Consider the following 23,926-nt stretch of genomic DNA (forward strand, 5'->3'; position numbering starts at 1 on the left):
GATGACCGGGCAGTGGTCGTTCGCCGTGCTGACGATCGTCGTGTCCACCGCCTCCGGACTGCTCATCGCGGCGACGTCGCGGTGGTGGATCGCCGACGACGACCATGCCGCGGTCGTCACGGCCTCCCGGCATCACCGCCCGGTCCTGCTCGTCGCCTCGGGGTCGCTCATCGCCGCCGCCGCGGCCCTGCTGCACCCCGCCCTGTCGCCCGCCTCCCTGTCGCCCACCGCCCTGCCCGGCGGCCTCGACCTCGTCCTCCTGCCCCTCCTCCTCGGCACGGCCGCCGCCGCGACGCCGTTCCTCCTCGTCGTCGACGTCCTCGTCCACCGTCTGCCCGACCGCCTCCTCCTCCCGCTCATCGCCGTCGACGCAGTCGTCCTCGTCCTCGGCACGCAGCTCGGACACCGGGGGATCTGGGTGCCGGCGCTCGTCTCCGCGGTCGCCGCGGCCGCGCTCCTCGGCCTGCTCCACCTCGTCGGGCGCCTCCTGCATGCGCGGACCCTGGGGCTCGGCGACGTCAAGCTCGCCGTGGTCGTCGGGGCGGTGGCGGGAGCGCATTCGCCGTGGGCGCTGGCCGCGGTCTTCGTCGTCATGATGCTCATCGCGTCGGCCGCGGCGCTGCTCGCCGCGTGGCGCCGCCGTGCCCTGGCCGGGACCGTCATCGCCTTCGGCCCCGCGATGCTTTCCGGCATGTGGCTCGGGTCCATGGGCGCGCGATTCCTTTTGTAGAATCGGTGGAATGTTGAGATGGCTTACTGCAGGCGAATCCCACGGCGAGGCGCTGGTCGGGATCATTGAGGGGCTGCCCGCCCATGTCCCGATCACCAGGGCGGACATCCAGGCGAGTCTGGCCCGGCGACGGCTCGGCTACGGCCGGGGTGCGCGGATGAAGTTCGAGGCCGACGAGGTCCGGCTCCTCGGCGGCGTCCGCCATGGCTCGACCCTCGGAGCGCCCGTGGCGATCGAGGTCGGCAACACGGAATGGCCCAAGTGGGAGACCGTGATGAGCCCCGACCCCGTCGACGCCGGCGAACTCGAGGGCATGGCCCGCAACGCTCCGCTCACCCGGCCGCGCCCCGGCCATGCCGACATCGTCGGCATGCAGAAGTACGGCTTCGACGAGGCCCGCCCGGTCCTCGAGCGCGCCTCGGCCCGGGAGACGGCGATGCGCGTGGCCCTGGGCACGGTGGCCGCGAAGCTCCTCGGTGAGCTCGGCATCACCCTCGTCTCGCACACCGTGGCCATCGGCGGGGTCGAGTCCGCCGAGGCCACCGCCCTGCCGACCGCCGCGGACGTCGACGCCCTCGACGCCGACCCGGTGCGCTGCTTCGACGCCGACCTCTCGAGTCGGATGGTCGCCGCGATCGACGCGGCGAAGAAGGCCGGCGACACGCTCGGCGGAGTCGTCGAGGTCCTCGCCTACGGGCTGCCTCCGGGCCTGGGCTCCCACGTCCACTGGGACCGCCGGCTCGACTCGCGCCTCGCCGGAGCCCTCATGGGCATCCAGGCGATCAAGGGCGTCGAGGTGGGCGACGGCTTCCTCACCACCACCCGTCCGGGATCGCAGGCCCATGACGAGCTCGAGGTCGGCCCCGACGGCTTCCGCCGCATGAGCAACCGGGCCGGGGGCACCGAGGGCGGGATGTCGACCGGGGGACCGCTGCGGGTGCGTGCGGGTATGAAGCCGATCGCCACGGTGCCGCGTGCGCTGTCGACCGTCGACGTCGCCACCGGCGAGTCGGCGCGCGCCAACCACCAGCGCTCCGACGTCTGCGCCGTGCCCGCGGCCGGCGTCGTCGCCGAGGCGATGGTCGCCCTCGTCCTCGCCGAGGCCGTGCTCGAGAAGTTCGGCGGCGATTCCGTGGCCGAGACGAAGCGGAACCTGGACGGCTTCCTCGCTGCCATCCCGGAGAACCTGCGCATCGGCCCATGACCGGGGACAATCCGCTCCCGAAGCCGGTCCCGCCCGTCGAACCCGTACCCGCGGCGCACTCGCGGATCGTGCTCACGGGCCCCCCGGCGGCGGGCAAGTCGACGATCGGCCGACTGCTGGCCGACCGCCTCGGCCTGCCCCTCATCGACACCGACGCCGCGATCGTCGAGAAGCACGGGGTCATCGCCGAGATCTTCGTCGAACGCGGCGAGGACCACTTCCGCCGGATCGAGCGCGAGGTGGTGCGCCGGGCGCTGCGGCGGCTGCTCGACCGACCCGGCATCGTCTCCCTGGGCGGCGGGGCGATCCTCAACCCGGGCACGAGAGCCCAGCTCAAGCACCCGGCGATCAGGGTCGTCCACATCGACATCGACGCGGAGACCGTGGCCACTCGACTGAACTCCCCGCACCGGCCTCTGCTGCGCGGGGCGGGCTCGCCGGTCGAGAACTGGAAGGCGCTGGTCAAGGAGCGCGAACCGCTCTACGAGCAGGTCGCGACGTTCCGCGTGCACGCCTCGAACTCGCCGCCGTCGACGATCGTCAACCGGATCGTCGACGTGCTCACGAAGCTCCAGCGCGCCGAGGAGTACGCGAAGTACCAGACACCGCCGCAGCAGCGACCGACCGACCCGCGCTAGGCTGGCGGCACGAGGGCCGGCGCCGAACGGAGGCGCCGAGCGAACAACCGGTGCCGAACCGGGCACCGAGTCCCGGTGCCGAATCGGGACTCGGTTGACGACCGACCGCACGGTGCGAAGCAACGCACCGACGACCAGCGAAGTGGGAAGAGCCGACAATGACAGTGACACGAATCGACGTCGACGCCGGCGGCAGGTATCCCGTCCTCGTGGGACAGGGCCTGCTCGGGCAGCTGCCGGACCTCATCGGCCCGCGGGCCGAGAAGGTCCTCGTCATCCACCCCCGCGCGCTGCGGGCGACGGGGGAGGCCGTCCGCGACGACCTGCGCGCGCTCGGCCTCGACGCGATCGTCGCCGAGATCCCCGACGCCGAGGAGGCCAAGCACGTCCAGGTCGCCGCCTTCTGCTGGCAGGTCCTCGGGCAGTCCGACTTCACCCGCACCGACGCGATCGTCACCGTCGGCGGGGGAGCCGTGTCCGACCTCGGCGGATTCGTCGCCGCGACCTGGCTGCGGGGCATCTCGGTCATCCACATCCCGACCACCGTGCTCGGCATGGTCGACGCGTCCATCGGCGGCAAGACCGGCATCAACACGGCCGAGGGCAAGAACCTCGTCGGATCCTTCCACGCCCCGACCGGGGTCCTCGTCGACCTCGACACCCTGCGGACCCTGCCCGAGTACGAGCTTTTCACGGGCCTCGCCGAGGTCGTCAAGTCCGGCTTCATCGCCGACCCCGCGATCCTCGACCTCATCGCCGGGCACTCGAAGGCCGAGATCGCCGACGTCGACTCTCCCGTGCTCCGCGAGCTCATCGAACGGTCCATCGCCGTCAAGGCCGAGGTCGTGTCCGCGGACTTCACCGAGTCCGGCCGGCGCGAGATCCTCAACTACGGCCACACCCTGGGCCACGCGATCGAGCACAAGGAGCGCTACCAGTGGCGCCACGGCGCCGCGGTGTCCGTGGGAATGGTCTTCGCCGCCGAGGTGGCGGCCATGGTGCGGAACCTGCCCAGCGAGGTCGTCGACCTCCACCGGGAGCTGCTGTCCAAGCTCGGGCTGCCCACCGGCTACCGCGCCGACGTCTGGCCGCAGCTGCTCGACACGATGCGCCGGGACAAGAAGGCCCGCGGATCGATGCTGCGGATGGTGCTGCTGGCCGACATCGCCCAGCCGGCGACCGTCGAGATCCCCGACGTCTCGATCCTCCACACCGCCTACCAGGAGATCGGGGAGGAGTCCCCGCGGGTGCCGCTGGGCGGGGATCTCGGCCTGCGCGCGAAGTGAGATCGCGCACGTCGGCGGCCCGCGGCCCGCGCTTCGTGTAGGCGTGCCCCTCCGGGTCTTGATAGAATCGATGATTGGCAAAACTGCCGGCTCGCGCCCTGGCTCCCTCGACGCGAGCGGAACCCAACCGTGAAGGACTTGATCTGTGGCGACAACCAACGACCTGAAGAACGGCCTCGTGCTGAATCTCGACAACCAGCTGTGGCAGGTACTGGAATTCCAGCACGTCAAGCCAGGGAAGGGCCCGGCGTTCGTCCGCACCAAGCTCAAGCACGTGATCTCGGGCAAGATCATCGACAAGACCTTCAACGCCGGCACCAAGGTCGAGACCGCCAACGTCGACCGCCGCGACATGCAGTACCTCTACCATGACGGCACCGACTACGTCTTCATGGACGCCAAGGACTACGAGCAGGTCAACGTCTCCGCCGAACTCGTCGGCGACGCCGCGAACTACATGCTCGAGAACCAGGACCTGCAGATCTCCTTCCACGAGGGCACCCCGCTGTCGGTCGAGCTGCCCGCCTCCGTCGAGCTGACGATCACCCACACCGAGCCGGGACTGCAGGGCGACCGCTCCACCGGCGGCTCCAAGCCGGCCACGCTGGAGACCGGCGCCGAGATCCAGGTCCCCCTCTTCCTCGAAGAGGGCGTCAAGGTCCGCGTCGACACCCGCACCGGCGACTACCTGGGCCGCGTCAAGTAAGTGGGGGCACGAACCCGAGCGCGCCGCCGGGCCCTCGAGCTCCTGTTCGAGGCCGGGCAGCGCGGACTCACCCTCAGCGAGGTCGTCGCGATGCGATCGGACGACCCCGAGTACCCGATGAAGCCCTATGCCGTCGAGATCGTCGACGGCATCATGAGCCGGCGTGACGAGATCGACGAGATCATCTCCACCTACTCCCAGGGCTGGACCCTGGAGCGGATGCCCGCCGTCGACCGCGCCCTGCTCGAGATCGGCACGTGGGAGATCCTCTTCAACGACGAGGTCCCCGACCGGGCCGCGATCGACGAGGCGGTGTCCCTGGCCCGGCAGTACTCGACCGACGACTCACCGAAGTTCGTCTCCGGGCTCCTCTCGCGCATCCTCGACGTCAAGCCCACCCTGACCTGAGGGAGCCCGGGCCGGAATCCGGACACCGGGGACCGGCACCGACGCCGCGAGGCTACAATTCAATCTGCACACTCCTTTAACCACCGTCCGGAGAGGCGGAGAAGGGGACCCATGACACAGCGAACCGTGCTCGACGCCGCTGACCTCCAGCGCGCGCTGACCCGCATCGCCCACGAGATCATCGAGTCGAACAAGGGCACCGACGACCTCGTGCTGCTCGGCATCCCCCGCCGCGGCACCCCACTGGCCCGGCGGCTGGCCGCGCAGATCGCCGCGATCGACGGCCACCCGGAGCGCGCCGGAGACCTCGTCGGCAGCCTCGACATCACGATGTACCGCGACGACCTGCGATCGGGGACCTACCGCGCACCCGAGCCGACGACGATCCCGGCCGCCGGAATCGATGCGAAGACCGTCGTCCTCGTCGACGACGTCCTCTACTCCGGGCGCACCATCCGCGCCGCCCTCGACGCCCTCGCCGACCTCGGCCGCCCCGCCAGGGTGCGCCTGGCCGTCCTCGTCGACCGCGGCCACCGCGAACTGCCGATCCGCGCCGATCACGTCGGCAAGAACCTCCCCACCTCGAGCAGCGAACGCGTCAACGTCACACTGGCCGAGATCGACGGGTCCGACGCCGTGACGATCTCGGGGGGCCGCGGATGAGGCACCTGCTCGACACCGTCTCCCTGACCCGCGCCGAGGCGATCTCCCTGCTCGACATCGCCGAGGAGATGACGCTCGTGTCCGCCCGCGAGGTGAAGAAGCTGCCGGTCCTGCGCGGACGCACGGTCGTCAACCTGTTCTTCGAGGACTCCACCCGGACCCGGCTGTCCTTCGAGGCCGCCGCCAAGCGGCTGTCCGCCGACGTCCTCAACTTCTCCGCGAAGGGCTCCTCCGTCTCCAAGGGGGAGAGCCTCCAGGACACCGTGCAGACGATCTCGGCGATGGGCGCCGATGCGCTCGTCGTCCGCCACTCCGGCTCGGGCACGCCGCACCGGCTCGCCCACACCGGGTGGATCGACGTGCCCGTCATCAACGCCGGCGACGGCACCCACGAGCACCCCACCCAGGCCCTGCTCGACGCGTTCACCCTGCGGCGGGCGCTCGGCGGCTTCCCCGCCTCGGGGGCGGTCAAGGACGGACCCCGCGGGCGGGGACTCGACGGGGCGAAGGTCGCGATCGTCGGCGACATCCTCCACTCCCGCGTCGCCCGGTCGAACGTCCACCTGCTCGCCCGCCTCGGCGCCGAGGTCCACCTCATCGCCCCCCCGACCCTGCTGCCGTGGGGAGCCGAGACCTGGCCGGTGACGCTCCACTACGACCTCGACGAGGCGCTGTCCGGGGTCGACTTCGCCGCGCTGATGATGCTGCGCGTCCAGCACGAGCGGATGCACGAGTCGTTCTTCCCCAACGAACGCGAGTACTCGCGGCTGTGGGGGCTGAGCGCGAGCCGTCTCGACCGCCTGCCGGCCGAGACCTTCATCATGCACCCGGGGCCGATGAACCGCGGTTTCGAGATCTCGGCGGCCGCCGCGGACTCCCGGCGCACCCTCATCCTCGACCAGGTCGAGAACGGAGTGAGCGTGCGCATGGCAGTCCTGTACCGCCTACTGACTGGTCAGGAGGACCACAATGAGTGAATATCTGATCCGCGGCGCGAACATCCTCGGCCAGGGCCCGGGCGACATCGCGATCAGTGCCGGACGCATCGTCGACCCCGAGCTCCTCGGCGGCGGGGACCGGACCGAGACCATCGACAGCGACGGGCTCATCGCCCTGCCCGGACTCGTCGACATGCACACCCACCTGCGCGAGCCGGGCAAGGAGGACGCCGAGACCGTCCTCACCGGCTCCCGCTCCGCCGCCGCCGGAGGGTTCACCTGCATCCACGCGATGGCCAACACCGCCCCCGTCGCCGACACGGCCGGCGTCGTCGAGCAGGTCCACCGGCTGGGCCGCGAGGCCGGGTACACCGAGGTCGTGCCCGTCGGGGCCGTGACGATCGGCCTCGCCGGCGGCCAGCTCGCCGAACTCGGCGCGATGGCCCGCTCCGCGGCCCGCGTCAGGGTGTTCTCCGACGACGGCCACTGCGTGTCCGACCCGCTGCTCATGCGCCGGGCACTCGAGTACGTCAAGACCTTCGACGGGATCATCGCCCAGCACGCCCAGGAGCCCCGGCTGACCGAGGGCGCGCAGATGAACGAGGGCGTCGTCTCGGCCGAGCTCGGGCTGCCCGGCTGGCCGGCCGTCGCCGAGGAGTCGATCATCGCCCGCGACGTCCTGCTGGCCGAGCACGTCGGCTCCCGGCTCCACATCTGCCACGTCTCCACCGCCGGCAGCGTCGACATCATCCGCTGGGCGAAAGCCCGAGGGGTCCAGGTCACCGCCGAGGTGACCCCCCACCACCTCATGCTCACCGACGACCTCGTCCGCAGCTTCGACCCGGTCTACAAGGTCAACCCGCCGCTGCGCACCGACGCCGACGTCCAGGCCCTGCGCGCGGCGCTGGCCGACGGCACGATCGACGTCATCGGCACCGACCACGCCCCGCACACGGCCGAGCACAAGTGCAGCGAGTGGACGGCCGCGGCGATGGGCATGGTCGGGATGGAGACGGCGCTGGCGATCGTCGTCGAGGCGATGGCCGACCACGACTTCGGCTGGGGCGACGTCGCCCGCGTGATGTCCCAGGCGCCGGCACGGATCACCGGTGCCTCGGGCCACGGCAGCCTCGAGATCGGCTCGAGCGCCAACCTCATCCTCGTCGACCCGGACGCCGCGCACACCATCACCCCCGACGACCACGCGACGAAGGGGCGCAACAACCCCTTCGCCGGCGTCGAGGTCTCCACCCGGGTCACCGACACGTTCTTCTACGGCCACCGGGTGCTCGCCGACGGCCGCCTGACCACCCCGCACCCGGCAGGAGCATCGTGGACCGACCAGTAGCAGTCATCATCGTCGTCGCCGTCATCGTCCTCCTGCTCCTGGCCCTGACCTGGGGCTGGAGCAGGAGGAAGCGCGGCCAGGCCGACGTCCCCCAGCCGAGCCGGCCCCCGTTGGGCATCACCCCTGTGGCCGATCCGATCGAGGGCTCCTACGTCTCGACGACGCTGGCCGGGCACCCGCTCGACCGGGTCGCCGTCCACGGCCTCGGCATCCGCACCTCCGGCGAGCTCGTCGTCACCGACGCCGGGGTCGTCATGGACCTCGCCGGCCGGGAGGACTTCCTCATCCCGCGCCGCGACATCGTGTCCGTCGACACGACGGCCGGGATGATCGGGAAGTTCGTCGAGCGCGGCGGCATCGTGCGCATCACCTGGAGGCTCGGGCAGACGCTCGTCGACACCGGGTTCCGCGCCCGCTACTCCGCCCACACCACCCCCACCGTCCACCGTATCCGCGAAATGATCGAAGAGGCACAATGAGACCTTCCACCCCCGCCGTCCTCGTCCTCGAAGACGGCCGCGTCTTCCGCGGCTCCGCCTACGGAGCCATCGGCGAAACCCTCGGCGAAGCCGTCTTCGTCACCGCCATGTCCGGCTACCAGGAGACGCTGACCGACCCGTCCTACCACCGCCAGATCGTCATCCAGACCGCCCCGCACATCGGCAACACCGGGGTCAACACCGACGACGACGAATCCGTGAGGTTCTGGGTCGCCGGCTACGTCGTCCGCGACGCCTCCCGCATCTCCTCGAACTGGCGCTCCCAGGGAGATCTCGAGACCCGCCTCACCGACTCCGGGATCGTCGGGATCTCCGGCGTCGACACCCGCGCTCTCACCCTCCACCTGAGGGACAAGGGGGCGATGCGCATGGGCATCTTCTCCGGACCGGCCGCCGACGCCGGCGAGGCCGAGCTGCTGGACAAGGTGCTCGCCTCCCCGCGGATGGCCGGCGCCCGGCTCGCCGAGGAGGTCTCGATCACCGAGCCGACCCTCGTCCCGGCCCAGGGCGAGGCGCGGTTCCGCGTCGCCGCCGTCGACCTCGGCATCAAGTCGATGACGCCGCAGCGGCTGAGCGAACGCGGGATCGACGTCCACGTGCTCCCGGCCACGACGACGTTCGAGCAGATCAGTCAGCTCGGCGTCGACGGAGTGTTCTTCTCCAACGGACCCGGCGACCCCGCCACCGCCGACGCCCAGGTCGACCTGCTCCGGCAGGTGCTCGCCGCCCGGATCCCCTTCTTCGGCATCTGCTTCGGCAACCAGCTGCTCGGCCGCGCGCTCGGCTTCGGCACCTACAAGCTGCCGTTCGGCCACCGCGGCATCAACGTGCCCGTCCTCGACCGCACCACCGACAAGGTCGAGATCACCTCGCAGAACCATGGCTTCGCCGTCGACGCCCCGCTCGAGGGGGAGACCGTGGCGCCGCACGACGCGGACTTCGGGCGGGTCACCGTCTCCCACGTGTGCCTCAACGATGACGTCGTCGAAGGACTCCAGTGTCTCGACATCCCCGCGTTCTCGGTCCAGTTCCACCCCGAGGCGGCAGCCGGTCCGCACGACTCGAGCTACCTCTTCGACCGCTTCATCGACCTCATGTCCGCCACGTCCTCGCCCCAGGCCTAAGGAGCACCCATGCCACTGAGACAAGACCTCGAATCCGTTCTCGTCATCGGCTCCGGTCCCATCGTGATCGGCCAGGCCTGCGAGTTCGACTACTCGGGAACCCAGGCCTGCCGCGTGCTGCGTGCCGAGGGCCTGCGCGTCATCCTCATCAACTCCAACCCGGCGACGATCATGACCGACCCGGAGGTCGCCGACGCCACCTACGTCGAGCCGATCGACCCGCAGATCATCGAATCGATCATCGCCAAGGAGCGGCCCGACGCGATCCTGCCCACCCTGGGCGGGCAGACGGCGCTCAACGCCGCGATCGCCCTCCACGACGCCGGCATCCTCGAGAAGTACGGGGTCGAGCTCATCGGCGCCGACGTCGAGGCCATCCAGCGCGGTGAGGACCGCCAGAAGTTCAAGGACATCGTCGTCGACTGCGGCGCCGAGGTGGCCCGCTCGGCCATCTGCCACACCCTCGACGAGGCGCTGGCCGCCGCCGAGGAGCTCAGCTACCCCGTCGTCGTCCGGCCGTCGTTCACGATGGGCGGCCTCGGATCCGGGATGGCCTACGACGAGTCCGATCTGCGCCGCATCGCCGGCGCCGGCCTGTCCGACTCCATCACCCACGAGGTGCTCCTCGAGGAGTCGATCCTCGGCTGGAAGGAGTACGAGCTCGAGCTCATGCGCGACCACAAGGACAATGTCGTCGTCGTCTGCTCGATCGAGAACGTCGACCCCGTCGGCGTCCACACCGGCGACTCCATCACCGTGGCGCCGTCACTGACGCTGACCGACCGTGAGTACCAGCGGATGCGCGACATCGGCATCGCCGTCATCCGCGCCGTCGGCGTCGACACCGGCGGCTGCAACATCCAGTTCGCCGTCGACCCGCGCACCGGGCGCATCGTCGTCATCGAGATGAACCCCCGCGTCTCGCGCTCCTCGGCACTGGCCTCGAAGGCCACCGGCTTCCCCATCGCGAAGATCGCGGCCAAGCTCGCCGTCGGCTACTCGCTCGACGAGATCCCCAACGACATCACCCAGGTCACCCCCGCGAGCTTCGAGCCCACCCTCGACTACGTCGTCGTGAAGATCCCGCGCTTCACGTTCGAGAAGTTCCCCGCGGCCGACCCGACCCTGACGACGACCATGAAGTCCGTCGGCGAGGTGATGGCGCTCGGCCGCAACTTCACCTCGGCGCTGCAGAAGGCGATGCGCTCGATGGAGCAGAAGGGCTCGGCGTTCTCCTGGGACGACCTGCCCGACATCGCCGACGACGAGGTCAGGGAGGCCGTCCTCGAATCGATCTCCCACGCCACCGCCGACCGCCTGCACGCCGTGCAGCGCGGGCTCGCCGCGGGACTGACGAACGCCGAGGTGTTCGCCGCCTGCGAGATCGACCCCTGGTTCCTCGACCAGATCGAGCTCATCAACGAGGTCGCCTTCCACATCCGCGACGCCGACGAGCTCGACGCCGACCTGCTCCGGCTCGCCAAGGACCACGGCTTCTCCGACGAGCAGATCGCCGGCCTGCGGAACATGACGACCGGGGTCGTCACCGGGGTCCGCCATGCCCTGCGGATCCGCCCCGTCTACAAGACCGTCGACACGTGCGCCGGGGAGTTCGCCGCCCACACCCCGTACCACTACTCGAGCTACGACGAGGAGACCGAGGTCGCCGCGCGGACGAAGCCGGCCGTCATCATCCTCGGCTCCGGCCCCAACCGGATCGGCCAGGGCATCGAGTTCGACTACTCGTGCGTGCACGCGACGATGGCGATCTCGGACGCCGGCTACGAGACGATCATGGTCAACTGCAACCCGGAGACCGTGTCGACCGACTACGACACCGCCGACCGTCTCTACTTCGAGCCGCTGACGTTCGAGGACGTCATGGAGGTCTACCACGCCGAGGTGGCCGCCGGTCCTGTGCTCGGCGTCGTGTGCACCCTCGGCGGGCAGACCCCGCTGGGCCTGGCCGACAAGCTCAAGGCCGCGGGCGTTCCCGTCCTCGGCACCCAGCCCGAGGCGATCGACCTCGCCGAGGACCGGGGGGAGTTCGGCGCCGTCCTCGAGCGCGCGGGACTCACCGCGCCGAAGCACGGCACCGCCGTGACCGCGGCGGAGGCGGCGGCGATCGCCGACGAGATCGGCTACCCGGTCCTCGTGCGGCCCTCCTACGTCCTCGGCGGCCGCGGCATGCAGATCGTCTACGACCGGACCCAGCTGCTCGACTACATGGCCTCGGCGACCGAGATCTCGGTCAACCGTCCCGTCCTCGTCGACCGGTTCCTCGAGGACGCGATCGAGATCGACGTCGACGCCCTCTACGACGGTGAGGACATCTTCATCGGCGGCATCATGGAGCACATCGAGGAGGCCGGCATCCACTCCGGCGACTCGGCCTGCGTGCTGCCCTCGCTGACCCTGGGCGAGGACGTGCTGTCCCGGGTGCGGGCCGCCACCCGGGCGATCGCCGAGGGCGTCAACGTGCGCGGACTGCTCAACATCCAGTTCGCGATCGCCGCCGACGTCCTCCACGTCATCGAGGCGAACCCGCGGGCCTCGCGCACCGTCCCGTTCGTGTCGAAGGCGACCTCGACCCAGCTCGCGAAGGCCGCGGCCCTCATCGCCGTCGGCCGCACGATCGCCGATCTGCGCGGGGACCTGCTGCCGGCCGCCGGCGACGGGTCCACCCTGCCGCTCGACCACCCGATCGCCGTCAAGGAGGCCGTGCTGCCGTTCCGCCGGTTCCGCACCGTCGAGGGCAAGGTCGTCGACTCGGTGCTCGGACCGGAGATGCGCTCGACCGGCGAGGTCATGGGCATCGACCGGGACTTCCCGACCGCGTTCGCCAAGGGCCAGCTCGCCGCCTCGGTGAAGCTGCCGACCTCTGGCACCGTGTTCGTCTCGGTCGCCGACCGCGACAAGCGGGCCATGGTCCTGCCCGTCAAGGAGCTCGTCGACATGGGCTTCGACGTCGTCGCGACGACCGGCACCGCCGCGGTCCTGTCCCGTTACGGGATCACCACCTCGCAGGTGCACAAGCACTTCGAGGCCGACGAGACCGAGCCGACGGTCCTCGACTACCTCACCGCGGGCACGATCGACATGGTCATCAACGTGCCCTCGGGCCGGCAGGAGCGCGCCGACGGGTACGAGATCCGCGCCGCGGCGACCGCCCACTCGGTGCCGCTGATCACCACGGTCGCCGAGTTCGCGGCCGCCGTGACCGCCCTCGAGGTCGTCCGCGACCGCCGGTTCGACGTCCGCAGCCTCCAGGACTGGAGCTCGTGATGTTCGGGGCGAGGCTGGCCGAGGCGATGGCCGAGCACGGTCCGGTGTGCGTGGGCATCGACCCGCACGACCATCTCCTCGACCTCTGGGGGCTGCCGCACACCGCGGCCGGGGTCCGCGAGTTCTCGCTGCGCACCGTCGCCGAGCTCGCGGGTACCGTCGCCGCCGTCAAACCGCAGTCGGCGTTCTTCGAGCAGTACGGGGCGGCGGGCGTCGCCGCTCTCGAGGAGACGCTGGCCGCGGCCCGGGAGGCGGGTCTCATCACCGTCCTCGACGTCAAGCGGGGGGACATCGGGTCGACGATGGGCGCCTACGCCCGGGCCTACCTCAGTCCCGACTCGCCGCTCGCCGCGGATTCGATCACGGTCTCGCCCTACCTCGGCTTCGGCGCCCTCGCCCCGGCCCTCGAGCTGGCCGGGACCCACGACCGGGGCGTGTTCGTCCTCGCCCTGACCTCGAACCCCGAGGGCCGGGAGGTCCAGCACGCCCACGGCGCAGCCGGCACGGAGGGCTTCGGCACCTCGGTGGCCGGCTCGATCGTCGCGAAGGTCGCCGCCCACAACGCCGCGGAGGCCGCGGCCCGCGGCGGCGGTGACGAGCTGGGCCGCTTCGGCCTCGTCGTCGGGGCGACGATCGGGACCGCCGCGAGCGAGCTCGGCTTCGACCCCGCCTCGTGCGCCGGTCCGATCCTCGCCCCGACCCCCGGGGCGCAGGGGGCCGGGGTCGCCGAGCTCGTCGCGGTCTTCGGCGCCGCGGCGCTGGCCCGGAACCAGGTGCTCGCGACGACCTCGCGGGGCGTGCTCGGGGCGGGCCCCGACGGGGTCCGGGAGGCGGCGACGTTCCTCAACGAGGCCCTGCGCGACCTCGGCTGATTTTCTTCGTCACCGGTGTGTCGTCGGCGCGGGTTTTTGATTTAGACTGAAGCAACTTCCCTACCTGCCCGTTCATGGTGACAGAGGAGACAATGTGGCACTCGAACCTTTGACCCCGCAGCAGCGTTCGGCCGCTCTCGACAAAGCCTTCAAAGCCCGGCAGGCGCGTGCCGAGGTGAAGACGGCGCTGAAGACCGGTCGGACCGATCTCGCCGCCGTGCTCAAGAAGGCCGAGGCGGACGAGGCGCTCGCGAAGATGCGCGTGCTCGACCTGCTGCGCTCGCTGCCGGGGGTCGGCGATCGGCGCGCCGAGGCGGCGATGGAGGAGGTCGGCATCGCGGCCTCCCGACGCATCAAGGGTTTGGGAGTGCACCAGAAGAGCGCCCTGTTGGAGAAATACTCGAAGGAACTGAAACAATAGGCTGGTGAAGAACAGACTCACCGTACTGGCGGGACCCACCGCTGTCGGAAAAGGCACCATCAGCTCCTATATCAGAGACCATCATCCGGAGGTGTGGTTCTCCGTCTCCGCCACCACGCGGCCCCGGCGTCCGGGTGAGATCGACGGTGTCCATTATCACTTCATCAGCGACGACGAGTTCGACGAGCTCATCGCCGCCGGCGAGCTCCTCGAGTACGCCGTGGTCCACGGCCGCCACCGCTACGGGACTCCCGCGGCGCCGGTGCGGGAGGCGCTCGAGGCGGGCACTCCCGCGCTGCTCGAGATCGACCTGCAGGGCGCCCGCCAGGTCAAGGACCGCATGCCCGACGCCCTGTTCGTCTTCCTCGCCCCGCCCAGCTGGGAGGAGCTCGTGTCGCGGCTGACCGGGCGGGGGACCGAGACGCCTGCCGAGCAGGAGCGGCGGCTGACCACGGCACGGCAGGAGCTGGCGGCCGAATCCGAGTTCGACGTCACCGTCGTCAACGACCACGTTCGCACTGCCGCCCAAGAACTCATACAATTGATGGGTATATCCGCTTCCGATTAGATTGGAACCCTCCTTGCCTGCACATCCTGAAGGCATCACCAATCCTCCGATTGATGATCTCCTGGCCGTCACCGGTTCGAAGTACGAACTCGTGTCCATCGCGGCGCAGCGAGCTCGCCAGATCAACGCGTACTACGCCCAGCTCCAGGAGGGGCTGCTGGAGAACGTGGGACCGCTGGTCACCCCGGGCCCCAACGAGAAGCCCCTGTCCATCTCCCTGCGTGAGATCAACGAGGGCAAGATCGTCGCCCGCGAGGTCACCCCCGCCGACTTCGGCGCGGTCGACGAGTCCCCGGCACCGGCCCCGGCAGGCAACGACGGCGCGATCGACTTCACCGACCAGTGAGGATCGTGCTCGGTGTCGCCGGGGGCATCGCCGCCTACAAGGCGTGCCATGTCATCCGGCGGCTGCGCGAGCTCGGGCACACCGTCAAGGTGGTCCCCACCGAGGCGGCGCTGAGGTTCGTCGGTGCCGCCACTTTCGAGGCCCTGTCCGGCGAGACCGTGACGAGCGACCTCTTCGACGAGGTCGACACGGTCAACCACGTCCGCATCGGGCAGGAGGCCGACCTCGTCGTCATCGCCCCGGCCACCGCGAACACCGTGGCGCGGATCGCGGCGGGTCTCGCCGATGACCTGCTGACCGCCACCGTGCTCACCACCACCGCCGAGGTGGTCGTCGCCCCGGCGATGCACACCGAGATGTGGCAGAACCCGGCGACCGTCGCCAACATCGCGACCCTGCGCGCCCGCGGGGTCCACGTCCTCGACCCCGCCGTCGGTCGTCTCACCGGTCCCGACTCCGGGCCCGGACGCCTGCCCGAACCCGAGGACATCGTCGACTTCGCCCTCGCCGCCTCGAGTGCGGCAGTCGGGAGCACAGGCTCGGCCGCCGAGCAGACCCCGACCGAGCACACCCCCGCCGGGGCCTCGTCCGCGGGCCGGACCGCCTCGCCCCTGGCCGGACGCCGCGTCGTCATCAGCGCCGGCGGGACCAGGGAGGCCCTCGACCCCGTGCGCTTCCTCGGCAACCGCTCCTCGGGCAAGCAGGGGATCGCCCTGGCCCGGGCCGCCGATGCCGCCGGGGCCCGCGTGGAGCTCGTCGCCGCGAACGTCGACTCCGGTCTGCTGCAGACGCTGCCGGCGACAGTCGACGTCACCGAGGTCGAGTCGACCCTCGAGCTCGCCGAGGCGATGCGTCGCGCGCAGCCCGACGCCGACGTCATCGTCATGGCCGCCGCCGTCGCCGACTACCGCCCCGCCGATCGGGCCGGAGCGAAGATGAAGAAGTCGGGGGACGAGGGGCTGACGATCAGCCTCGTGCAGAATCCCGACATCCTCGCCGGCCTCGTGAGCACGCGGAAGAGGGACCAGACCATCGTCGGATTCGCCGCGGAGACCGGTGACGACCGGCACAGCGCGTACGACTACGCCCGCGAGAAGCTGGTCCGCAAGGGCGTCGACCTCCTCGTATTCAACGACGTCTCCGGCGACCGCGCCTTCGGCCACGACGACACGGAGGTCCACGTGCTCGCCGCCGCCGAGGCCGGGATCGACGAGCTGGGAGCGTTCTCCGGCAGCAAGGACGATGTGTCGCAAAAGGTCGTCGCCGTCATCGGCGAGCACATGCGCTGACGTAGAATCGACGCCGTGATCAATACCAACCTCCGCCTGTTCAGCTCCGAGTCCGTCACCGAGGGCCACCCCGACAAGATCTGCGATCAGATCAGCGACGCCGTGCTCGACGACCTGCTGGCCCAGGATCCCCATGCCAAGGTCGCCGTCGAGACGATGGTCACCACGGGCCTCGTCCACGTCGCCGGCGAGGTCAACACCCACGCCTACGCGGACGTCGCCGGCATCGTCCGGGACCTCATCACGGGCATCGGCTACGACTCCTCGGAGAAGGGCTTCGACGGCAACTCGTGCGGAGTCTCCGTGTCCATCGGCTCCCAGTCGAGCGACATCCACTCGGGCGTCACCGATCCGCTGGACTTCCGTGACGCCCAGGTCACCGACCACGGCTCGAGCCTCGGCGCGGGGGACCAGGGACTGATGTTCGGCTACGCCGACAACGCGACCGACGTCCTCATGCCGCTGCCCATCCACCTCGCCTCGCGGATGGCCGAGAAGCTCAGCGAAGTGCGCAAGCTCGGCGTGCTCGACTACCTGAGACCCGACGGCAAGACGCAGCTGACGATCGGCTACGACGGCAACGAGGCGGTGACCATCGAGAACATCGTCGTGTCCACCCAGCACGCCGACGGCATCGACCAGAACCGGCTCAAGGCCGAGGTCAAGGAGCACGTCATCGATCCCATCGCCGAGTCCTCGGGGCTCGACCGGGGTCCGGAGAAGATCCATATCAACCCGGCCGGGCCCTTCGTCACCGGAGGGCCGATGGGTGACGCCGGGCTGACCGGACGCAAGATCATCGTCGACACCTACGGCGGCTACTCCCGCCACGGCGGGGGAGCGTTCTCCGGCAAGGATCCCTCCAAGGTCGACCGCTCCGCGGCCTACGCGATGCGCTGGGTGGCGAAGAACGTCGTCGCCGCCGGTCTCGCCGACCGCGCCGAGGTCCAGGTGTCCTACGCGATCGGCCGCGTCGACCCGATGGGCCTCTACGTCGAGACCTTCGGCACCGAGAAGGTCGACCCGAACGCGATCGCGGCCGCCATCCGGGAGGTCTTCGACCTGCGACCGGCGATGATCATCGACGAGCTCAACCTGCTCCGCCCGATCTACTCGCAGACGTCGACCTACGGCCACTTCGGGCGACCCCTGCCCGACTTCACCTGGGAGTACACCGACCGTGCCGACGACCTGCGCCGCGCAGTGTCGGCTTGATGGATGAACCCCTCCCGATAGACACCGGCACCTCGGCCCTCGGGCAGGTGCCCCTGGCGCCGGACGATCCCGTGGCCCACGTGCTCGTCGACCATCCGGTGCCGCATCTGGCGAGGGTGTTCGACTACGCCGTGCCCAGGCGCTTCGCCGACACCGCGCGCCCCGGGGTGCGGGTCCGGGTGAAGTTCGCCGGGCGGCTGCGCGACGGATACGTCCTCGAGCGGACGGCGCACACCGACCATGTCGGCGAGCTCGCCCCGATCGAGCGGATCACCAGCCCCCTCGTGGTCCTCCCGCCGACGCTGCGCGAACTCTGCGAGGCCGTCGCGACCCGATACGCCGGCACCCTCACCGACGTGCTGCGGCTGGCGATCCCGCCCAGGCACGCCGGCGCCGAGAAGGCCGTGCTCCGCGCCGAGCAAGGGACGGGCGAGGCCCCCGAACCGCACGCCACGGCGGAGGCAGACGAGGCCCCCGAGCCGCACGCCGCGGCGGAGGCCGACGAGTCGACCGAGCCGCACGCCGCGGCGGAGGCCGGGCAGCTGCGGGCTGAGGGCGGGGCGGAGGAGTCCGCCGCGGACATCGTCGACCGCCTCGGCGCCTGGGTGGTCGCGACCGCCGCCCCTGGCCCGGGGCTGCCGGAGCACCCGAGTGCGGTCACCGATCCCGCCGCGGACTCGCGTGCGGCACCCGGGTCCCCGGCGTCTCCGCGTCCACTCCCGCGCGAGGCGCTGACGATCGTCCCGGGGCCGACCCCCGGCCTCGGGTGGATCCCCGCCGGGCTCGCCGCAGCCTCCCGGACGCTCGCGGCCGGGCAGTCCGTGCTCTGGCTCGTGCCCGACCACCGCGAGCTCGACGTGCTGGCGGCCGCGCTGCGCGCCGCGGGCATCGAGCACGGTGTGCTCGGCGCCGAGCAGTCCCCGGCCGAGAGGTGGACGAACTGGCTGGGCGGCCGCCTCGGCCGGACCCGGCTGCTGATCGGGACGAGGGCGGCGGCCTTCGCCCCGCTCGAGGACCTCGGCCTCATCATCTGCCTCAACGACTCCAACGAGAACTACCTCGACCAGCATGCGCCCTATCCCCATGCGAGGGAGGTCTGCCTGCTGCGGTCGAGCCTCGAGTCGACCGGCCTGCTCTTCGTCTCCACGGATCGCAGCCCCGAGGTCCAGCGCCTCGTCGAGATCGGCTGGCTCACCGACATCAGCCCCACCCGCCCCGACCGGCGCGCCGGCTCGCCCCTGGTCCTCGTCCCGGACGAGGACCGCGACCCCGACGCCTGGCAGCGGATCCCCTCACGGGCCTGGCAGCTCATGCGCAGCGCGCTCGACCCCGCCCGGTCCTCCCGACGACCCGGGACCAGCGGGCCGTCGGCAGAAGCGCCGCGGCCGGGACCCGTCCTCGTCCAGGTCCCGCGCTCGGGCTACTACCCGGTGTTCGCCTGCGCCCGCTGCCAGGAGGTCGCGCGCTGCCCGCAGTGCCGGGCGAACCTCACCACCGCCTCCGAGGTCGGCCCCTTCGCGTGCCGCTCCTGCGGACACCGCAGCGAGACCTTCACCTGCTCGCGCTGCCGGTCGCACGAGGTCCGCTCGATCGTGCGCGGACGCGGTCGGACGGTCGAGGAGCTGCGCCGGGCGCTGCCGGGGGTCGAGATCCTCGAATCCGGCGGCGAGCACATCGCCACCGCGATCGACGACACCCCGCGCATCGTCGTCGCGACGACCGGGGCCGAACCCTACGCGGTGGGCGGATACGCGGCCGCGATCCTGCTCGACTCCCTGTGGCCGGGCCCCTGGATGCGCGCGACCGACGAGAGCCTGTCGCGGCGGCTGCGCGCGGCCTCCCTCGTCCGCTCCCGCGACGAGGGAGGCACCGTCCACCTCGGCGAGGCCGACGAGGCGATCCGCGCCGCGCTCGTCGCCTTCGACCCGATCGCCTACATGTCCCGGCAGCTCGCCGACCGCCGCGAGCTCGGCTTCCCCCCGTACCGCCGGATCGTCGAGCTCACCGGTGCCGGAGCCGACATCGACGCCGTCCTCTCCGCCGTCGACGGACTCGAGGAGCTCATCCGCGACGACGCCGACGAGGGGCTGCGCGCGGTCGCCGCGTACCCGATCGCCGCAGGCCCGCGCATCGGCGCCGAACTCGCCGCGATCACCGCCTCGCGCTCGGCGCGGAAGCTGCCGCAGGTCCGCATCCGCATCGACGACCCCCGGTCGCTGTGAGCGGGCCCGCGAAGTAGACTGACGGGCGTGGATATCGTCTTTGCCGGAACCCCGGACGTCGCCGTGCCCTCCCTCGACGCCCTCGCCGCCTCCGGACACCGCATCCGCGCCGTCCTCACCCGGCCCGACGCGCCGATCGGGCGCAGGCGGGTCCTCACCCCCTCCCCGGTCAAGGCCAGGGCCCTCGAACTCGGCCTGCCCGTCCTCGAGGCGAGCCGACTGCGCGGGGACATCATCGCTCAGCTGAGGTCCCTCGACGTCGACGCCGTGGCCGTCGTCGCGTACGGGGCGATCGCCGGACCCGCGGCGCTGGGCACCGCCGCCCTCGGCTGGTACAACCTCCACTTCTCCCTCCTGCCCGCCTACCGGGGCGCCGCCCCCGTGCAGAGGGCGCTCATCGACGGTCGCCCGAGCAGCGGCGTCAGCGTCTTCCGCATCGACGAGGGCATGGACACCGGCCCCGTGCTCCGCCGCCGCGAACTCCCGCTCGACCACCCGGACGCCGCCGCGGCCCTGGCCGACTACGCCCGGCTCGGGGCGCCCGAGCTCGTCGCCGTCTTCGACGACCTCGAGGCTGGCACCGCGCACCCGCAGCCTCAGACGGGCACGCCCAGCCACGCCGAGAAGATCGGCATCGACGACGCCCGACTCGACCTCCGCCGGCCCGCGTCCGTCCTCGTCGACCTCTCCCGCGGCGTCTCCCCGAGCCCCGGCCCCTGGGCCGAGCTGGACGGGAAGCGCACGAAGCTCTTCGGACTCGCCGCCGCACCCGGACCCGACGACACCGACGTCGGCCTCCTCACCTCGTGGAACGGCACCGCGGTGCTGCGCTGCGGCGACGGCTGGGTGTCCGTGGCCGAGATCCAGCCCTTCGGCAAGTCCCGGATGCCGGCCCCGGACTTCCTCCGCGGCCACGGAGACGTCCGCTTCGACGTGCCCGCCGCGACCGCCGAGCCGGATCCCGCCGAGCCGGCCGACCGCGACGATCCCGCACCCGCCGACGCGAACCGAGGAGACTGATGGCGACCAAGAACCTGCCCCGTCGGATCGCGTGGGAGGTGCTCCTCGACGTCGCGACCAAGGACTCGTACGCGAACCTCCTCCTGCCCGCGAAGCTCGCCCGCACCCACCTCGGCGTCCAGGACGCGGCGCTGGCCACGGAGCTGACCTACGGAGCACTGCGGCAGCAGGAGCTCTACGACGCGGTCATCGCCCGCGCGGCCAGACGCGAGGTGAGCACGATCGACCCCGAACCGCTCGCCGCCCTGCGCCTGGGCGCCCACCAGCTGCTGTCGATGCGCATCCCCGATCACGCCGCCGTGTCCGAGACCGTGGCCGTCGTCAAGGCCAACGCCCCGAAGGCCGCGGGCTTCACGAATGCCGTCCTCCGCCGGATCTCCGAAACCGACCGGGACGACTGGCTCGACCGCGTCACGGCCGGGACCTCCGAGGTCGCCCGGCAGGCGCTCGAGCACTCCCACCCGGAATGGATCATCCGCGCGATGACCCAGGCGCTCAAGGGCCACGGCCGCTCGGCGGGCGAGCTCGTCGACCTCCTCGAGGCCGACAACGCCGCGGCCAAGGTGACGCTCACCGCCCTGCCCGGGCTCTGCGAGCGCGGCGAACTGCCCGGGACGCCCACCCGCCTGTCGCCGGTCTCGGTCACTCTCGACACCGGGGTGCCCGGGCACATCCCGGCCGTCGCCGAGGGTCGCGCCCGGGTCCAGGACGAGGGATCGGCCCTCGTCGCCCTCGCCCTGGCCCACGCCTCGGCGCCTGAGGGGACCTGGGCGGACCTCTGCGCGGGACCCGGGGGCAAGGCCGCCCTCCTCGGCGCCGTCGCCGGGGGAGAAGGCACGAGGCTCGAGGCCTTCGACTCGAGCCGGCACCGGGCGAAGCTCGTCCGCACCTCGACGCAGGCGCTGCCCGCCGTGACCACCGCTGTCCGCGACGCCCGCGACGCCACCGGACCGTACGCGAAGGTCCTCGTCGACGTCCCCTGCTCCGGGCTCGGCGCGCTGCGCCGGCGCCCCGAGGCCCGCTACCGCCGGACGCCCGCCGACATCAACGCCCTGGCCGCGCCGCAGCGCGAGATCCTCACCGCGGCGCTGGACGCCTGCGCCCCCGGCGGTATCGTCGCCTACTCGACCTGCTCGCCCCACTACGCCGAGACCGTCCTCGTCGTCGACGACGTCCTGCGCCGCACCCCGGCCGAGGTCCTCGACGCCCCCGACGTCCTCGCCCGGATCACGGGCGCCGACGCCGCCGGCTTCGCCTCGGTGAGCCGCGGCGACGGCCGCTTCGCCCAACTGTGGCCGCACGTCCACGGCACCGACGGCATGTTCCTGGCCCTCCTGCGGAAAGCACACCGATGATCGAGATCAATCCCAGCATCCTCAACTCCGACTTCTCCGACCTGCGCGGGGAGCTCGCGAAGATCTCCACCGCTGACATGGCGCACATCGACGTCATGGACAACCACTTCGTCCCCAACCTCACGTTCGGACCCCCCGTCGTCGAGAGGATCCGGGCGATCAGCCCGATCCCGCTCGACGCGCACCTGATGATCACCGACGCCGACCGCAACGCGCCCGTCTACGCCGAGCTCGGCTGCGCCTCGGTGACCTTCCACGCCGAGGCGGTCGCCGCCCCGGTGCGCCTGGCCCGGGAGATCCGCCGGCTCGGTGCCAAGGCCAGCCTCGCGCTCAAGCCGGCCACCCCGATCGAGCCGTTCGTCGACCTCCTCGGCGAATTCGACCAGATCCTCGTCATGACGGTCGAACCCGGCTTCGGGGGGCAGAAGTTCCTCGACGTCTGCCTGCCGAAGATCCGCCGCACGCGGCAGGCGATCTCCGCGGCCGGGCTCGAGATCAAGCTCCAGGTCGACGGGGGAGTGTCGAGGGACACCGTCGCCCGCTGCGTCGAGGCCGGGGCCGACTCCCTCGTCGCCGGCTCCGCGGTCTACGGGGCCGAGGACGCCGCCGAGGCGATCGCCGAGCTGCGCGCACTCGCCACCGCCCACACGCACTGACCGCCCGAGTCCGAACCCACGCCCCCGCCCGCACCGACCACCCGAGAGAACGACCGGAGGACCCCACGCGATGGACCTGTTCGACTGGCTCAACACCCCGGCCTTCGAGCTGCTCGGCAAACCCGTCCCGTACTCCGACCTCGTCGGCAACATCTGCGCCCTGGCCACCGTGGTCCTCGCCCTGCGCCGCAGCATCCTCTCCTGGCCGGTGCAGATCGTCGGCTCCATCCTGCTGTTCTCCGCCAGCGTCTCGGCCGGCCTCGGGGGCAACGCCTCCCGTCAGGTCGTCATCGTCGCCGCCGCGATCTGGGGCTGGACGCAGTGGCGGAAGTCCCGCGCCGAGGAGGGCGAGATCGTCGTGCGCTGGGCGACGTGGACCGAGCGCCTCGTCCTCATCGCCCTGCTCGTCGTCGGGACCGCCGCGTTCGGCACCGTCCTCGCGCTCGGCGGCTGGTCGTGGAACCCGTACCCCGACGCCTACATCTTCGTCGGCTCCCTCGTCGCCATGTACGCGCAGGGCCGGGCGGTCGTCGAGTTCTGGTTCGTCTGGCTCGCCGTCGACCTCGTCGGGATCCCCCTGGCGATCGCCGGCGGACTCGTCTTCTCCGGAGCCGTCTACCTCATCTTCCTCGTCATGGTCATCGTCGGATTCGTCGACTGGTCCCGCCGGTCGACGCAGACGATCGCCGCACCCCACCGCCCGGCCACCGAGGTCACCCGCGACGACGAGGACTGACGCGCCGGCGGCGCACCGCGATCCCCGGTCGCGCCGCGGGCCGGTCGCGGCGGACCGTTGCACGAGGGCGGGCCGCGCCGGACCGGCACACGCGGGCCGGCCGACGATGTACTAGGCTTTGACTGTGAAGACCTTCGACTCTCTCTACGCCGAACTCCTGCAGAAGTCCATCGACCGCCCCGAGGGGTCCGGCACCGTTGCCGAGCTGGACGCGGGAGTCCATGCGATCGGGAAGAAGATCGTCGAGGAGGCCGCCGAGGTCTGGATGGCCGCTGAGTACGAGACCGCGGGCGAGCTCGCCGAGGAGATCTCCCAGCTGCTCTACCATCTGCAGGTGCTCATGATCGCCAAGGGACTCGGTCCCGACGACGTCAACGCCCACCTCTGAGCGCCGAG

Annotated in this window: 24 protein-coding genes; all 24 read left to right on the forward strand. The window is 71.3% G+C overall.

Annotation, left to right across the window (positions count from 1 at the left end):
- Position 1 precedes the first annotated feature (1 nt).
- Positions 2 to 730: a prepilin peptidase gene (locus DFO65_RS11760; RefSeq protein ID WP_113904619.1), complete on the forward strand. Its 729-nt coding sequence runs from the start codon at positions 2 to 4 to the stop codon at positions 728 to 730.
- A 10-nt stretch (positions 731 to 740) separates the two neighbouring features.
- Positions 741 to 1,934: a chorismate synthase gene (gene aroC, locus DFO65_RS11765; RefSeq protein ID WP_113904620.1), complete on the forward strand. Its 1,194-nt coding sequence runs from the start codon at positions 741 to 743 to the stop codon at positions 1,932 to 1,934.
- Positions 1,931 to 2,572 carry a shikimate kinase gene (locus DFO65_RS11770; RefSeq protein ID WP_113904621.1) on the forward strand — a complete coding sequence of 214 codons (642 nt, stop codon included), beginning with the start codon at positions 1,931 to 1,933 and terminating at the stop codon, positions 2,570 to 2,572. Before aroC ends, DFO65_RS11770 begins: the two co-directional genes overlap by 4 nt.
- A 158-nt stretch (positions 2,573 to 2,730) precedes the next feature.
- A complete protein-coding gene (aroB, locus tag DFO65_RS11775) occupies positions 2,731 to 3,858 on the forward strand; it encodes a 3-dehydroquinate synthase (RefSeq protein WP_113904622.1) in 1,128 nt (375 codons plus the stop codon).
- Positions 3,859 to 4,003: 145 nt separating this feature from the next.
- On the forward strand, positions 4,004 to 4,564 hold the full coding sequence (gene efp, locus DFO65_RS11780) for an elongation factor P (RefSeq protein WP_113904623.1): 561 nt from the start codon (positions 4,004 to 4,006) through the stop codon (positions 4,562 to 4,564).
- Positions 4,565 to 4,972, forward strand: coding sequence for a transcription antitermination factor NusB (gene nusB / locus DFO65_RS11785; protein ID WP_113904624.1), 408 nt, complete (start codon positions 4,565 to 4,567; stop codon positions 4,970 to 4,972).
- A 111-nt stretch (positions 4,973 to 5,083) separates the two neighbouring features.
- Positions 5,084 to 5,635, forward strand: a complete 552-nt coding sequence (gene pyrR, locus DFO65_RS11790; RefSeq protein WP_113904625.1) for a bifunctional pyr operon transcriptional regulator/uracil phosphoribosyltransferase PyrR — start codon at positions 5,084 to 5,086, stop codon at positions 5,633 to 5,635.
- Entirely contained in the window at positions 5,632 to 6,612 is a 981-nt protein-coding gene (locus tag DFO65_RS11795; RefSeq protein ID WP_113904626.1) for an aspartate carbamoyltransferase catalytic subunit, read from the forward strand. The genes pyrR and DFO65_RS11795 overlap by 4 nt, the downstream gene beginning before the upstream one ends.
- A complete protein-coding gene (locus DFO65_RS11800) occupies positions 6,605 to 7,921 on the forward strand; it encodes a dihydroorotase (protein ID WP_113904627.1) in 1,317 nt (438 codons plus the stop codon). The genes DFO65_RS11795 and DFO65_RS11800 overlap by 8 nt, the downstream gene beginning before the upstream one ends.
- On the forward strand, positions 7,906 to 8,400 hold the full coding sequence (locus DFO65_RS11805) for a PH-like domain-containing protein (protein ID WP_113904628.1): 495 nt from the start codon (positions 7,906 to 7,908) through the stop codon (positions 8,398 to 8,400). The genes DFO65_RS11800 and DFO65_RS11805 overlap by 16 nt, the downstream gene beginning before the upstream one ends.
- Positions 8,397 to 9,545 carry a glutamine-hydrolyzing carbamoyl-phosphate synthase small subunit gene (gene carA, locus DFO65_RS11810; protein WP_113904629.1) on the forward strand — a complete coding sequence of 383 codons (1,149 nt, stop codon included), beginning with the start codon at positions 8,397 to 8,399 and terminating at the stop codon, positions 9,543 to 9,545. Before DFO65_RS11805 ends, carA begins: the two co-directional genes overlap by 4 nt.
- A 9-nt stretch (positions 9,546 to 9,554) precedes the next feature.
- Positions 9,555 to 12,830: a carbamoyl-phosphate synthase large subunit gene (gene carB / locus DFO65_RS11815; protein ID WP_113904630.1), complete on the forward strand. Its 3,276-nt coding sequence runs from the start codon at positions 9,555 to 9,557 to the stop codon at positions 12,828 to 12,830.
- Positions 12,830 to 13,702, forward strand: coding sequence for an orotidine-5'-phosphate decarboxylase (gene pyrF, locus DFO65_RS11820; RefSeq protein ID WP_113904631.1), 873 nt, complete (start codon positions 12,830 to 12,832; stop codon positions 13,700 to 13,702). Before carB ends, pyrF begins: the two co-directional genes overlap by 1 nt.
- Positions 13,703 to 13,796: 94 nt before the next feature.
- Positions 13,797 to 14,123: an integration host factor, actinobacterial type gene (gene mihF / locus DFO65_RS11825; RefSeq protein ID WP_113904632.1), complete on the forward strand. Its 327-nt coding sequence runs from the start codon at positions 13,797 to 13,799 to the stop codon at positions 14,121 to 14,123.
- A 4-nt stretch (positions 14,124 to 14,127) separates the two neighbouring features.
- Positions 14,128 to 14,691, forward strand: a complete 564-nt coding sequence (gene gmk, locus DFO65_RS11830) for a guanylate kinase (RefSeq protein ID WP_181778710.1) — start codon at positions 14,128 to 14,130, stop codon at positions 14,689 to 14,691.
- A 13-nt stretch (positions 14,692 to 14,704) separates the two neighbouring features.
- Positions 14,705 to 15,037 (forward strand): DNA-directed RNA polymerase subunit omega, encoded by a 333-nt coding sequence (rpoZ, locus tag DFO65_RS11835; protein WP_113904678.1) that lies wholly within the window; start codon positions 14,705 to 14,707, stop codon positions 15,035 to 15,037.
- The gene (locus DFO65_RS11840; RefSeq protein ID WP_113904634.1) at positions 15,034 to 16,326 is read left to right on the forward strand and encodes a bifunctional phosphopantothenoylcysteine decarboxylase/phosphopantothenate synthase; all 1,293 of its coding nucleotides are present in this window, start codon (positions 15,034 to 15,036) and stop codon (positions 16,324 to 16,326) included. Before rpoZ ends, DFO65_RS11840 begins: the two co-directional genes overlap by 4 nt.
- Positions 16,327 to 16,341: 15 nt before the next feature.
- Positions 16,342 to 17,541, forward strand: a complete 1,200-nt coding sequence (gene metK, locus DFO65_RS11845; protein ID WP_113904635.1) for a methionine adenosyltransferase — start codon at positions 16,342 to 16,344, stop codon at positions 17,539 to 17,541.
- A complete protein-coding gene (locus DFO65_RS11850; RefSeq protein ID WP_113904636.1) occupies positions 17,541 to 19,763 on the forward strand; it encodes a primosomal protein N' family DNA-binding protein in 2,223 nt (740 codons plus the stop codon). Before metK ends, DFO65_RS11850 begins: the two co-directional genes overlap by 1 nt.
- A 27-nt stretch (positions 19,764 to 19,790) precedes the next feature.
- Positions 19,791 to 20,783: a methionyl-tRNA formyltransferase gene (locus DFO65_RS11855; RefSeq protein ID WP_113904637.1), complete on the forward strand. Its 993-nt coding sequence runs from the start codon at positions 19,791 to 19,793 to the stop codon at positions 20,781 to 20,783.
- The gene (locus tag DFO65_RS11860; RefSeq protein ID WP_113904638.1) at positions 20,783 to 22,138 is read left to right on the forward strand and encodes an RsmB/NOP family class I SAM-dependent RNA methyltransferase; all 1,356 of its coding nucleotides are present in this window, start codon (positions 20,783 to 20,785) and stop codon (positions 22,136 to 22,138) included. Before DFO65_RS11855 ends, DFO65_RS11860 begins: the two co-directional genes overlap by 1 nt.
- Positions 22,135 to 22,794, forward strand: a complete 660-nt coding sequence (rpe, locus tag DFO65_RS11865) for a ribulose-phosphate 3-epimerase (protein ID WP_113904639.1) — start codon at positions 22,135 to 22,137, stop codon at positions 22,792 to 22,794. The genes DFO65_RS11860 and rpe overlap by 4 nt, the downstream gene beginning before the upstream one ends.
- A 70-nt stretch (positions 22,795 to 22,864) precedes the next feature.
- A complete protein-coding gene (locus DFO65_RS11870) occupies positions 22,865 to 23,530 on the forward strand; it encodes a nicotinamide mononucleotide transporter family protein (RefSeq protein WP_113904640.1) in 666 nt (221 codons plus the stop codon).
- A gap of 124 nt (positions 23,531 to 23,654) precedes the next feature.
- Entirely contained in the window at positions 23,655 to 23,918 is a 264-nt protein-coding gene (locus DFO65_RS11875; protein WP_113904641.1) for a phosphoribosyl-ATP diphosphatase, read from the forward strand.
- The last annotated feature ends 8 nt before the right edge of the window (positions 23,919 to 23,926 follow it).

This window comes from Brevibacterium sanguinis (assembly GCF_003315415.1).
GTDB lineage: Bacteria > Actinomycetota > Actinomycetes > Actinomycetales > Brevibacteriaceae > Brevibacterium > Brevibacterium celere_A.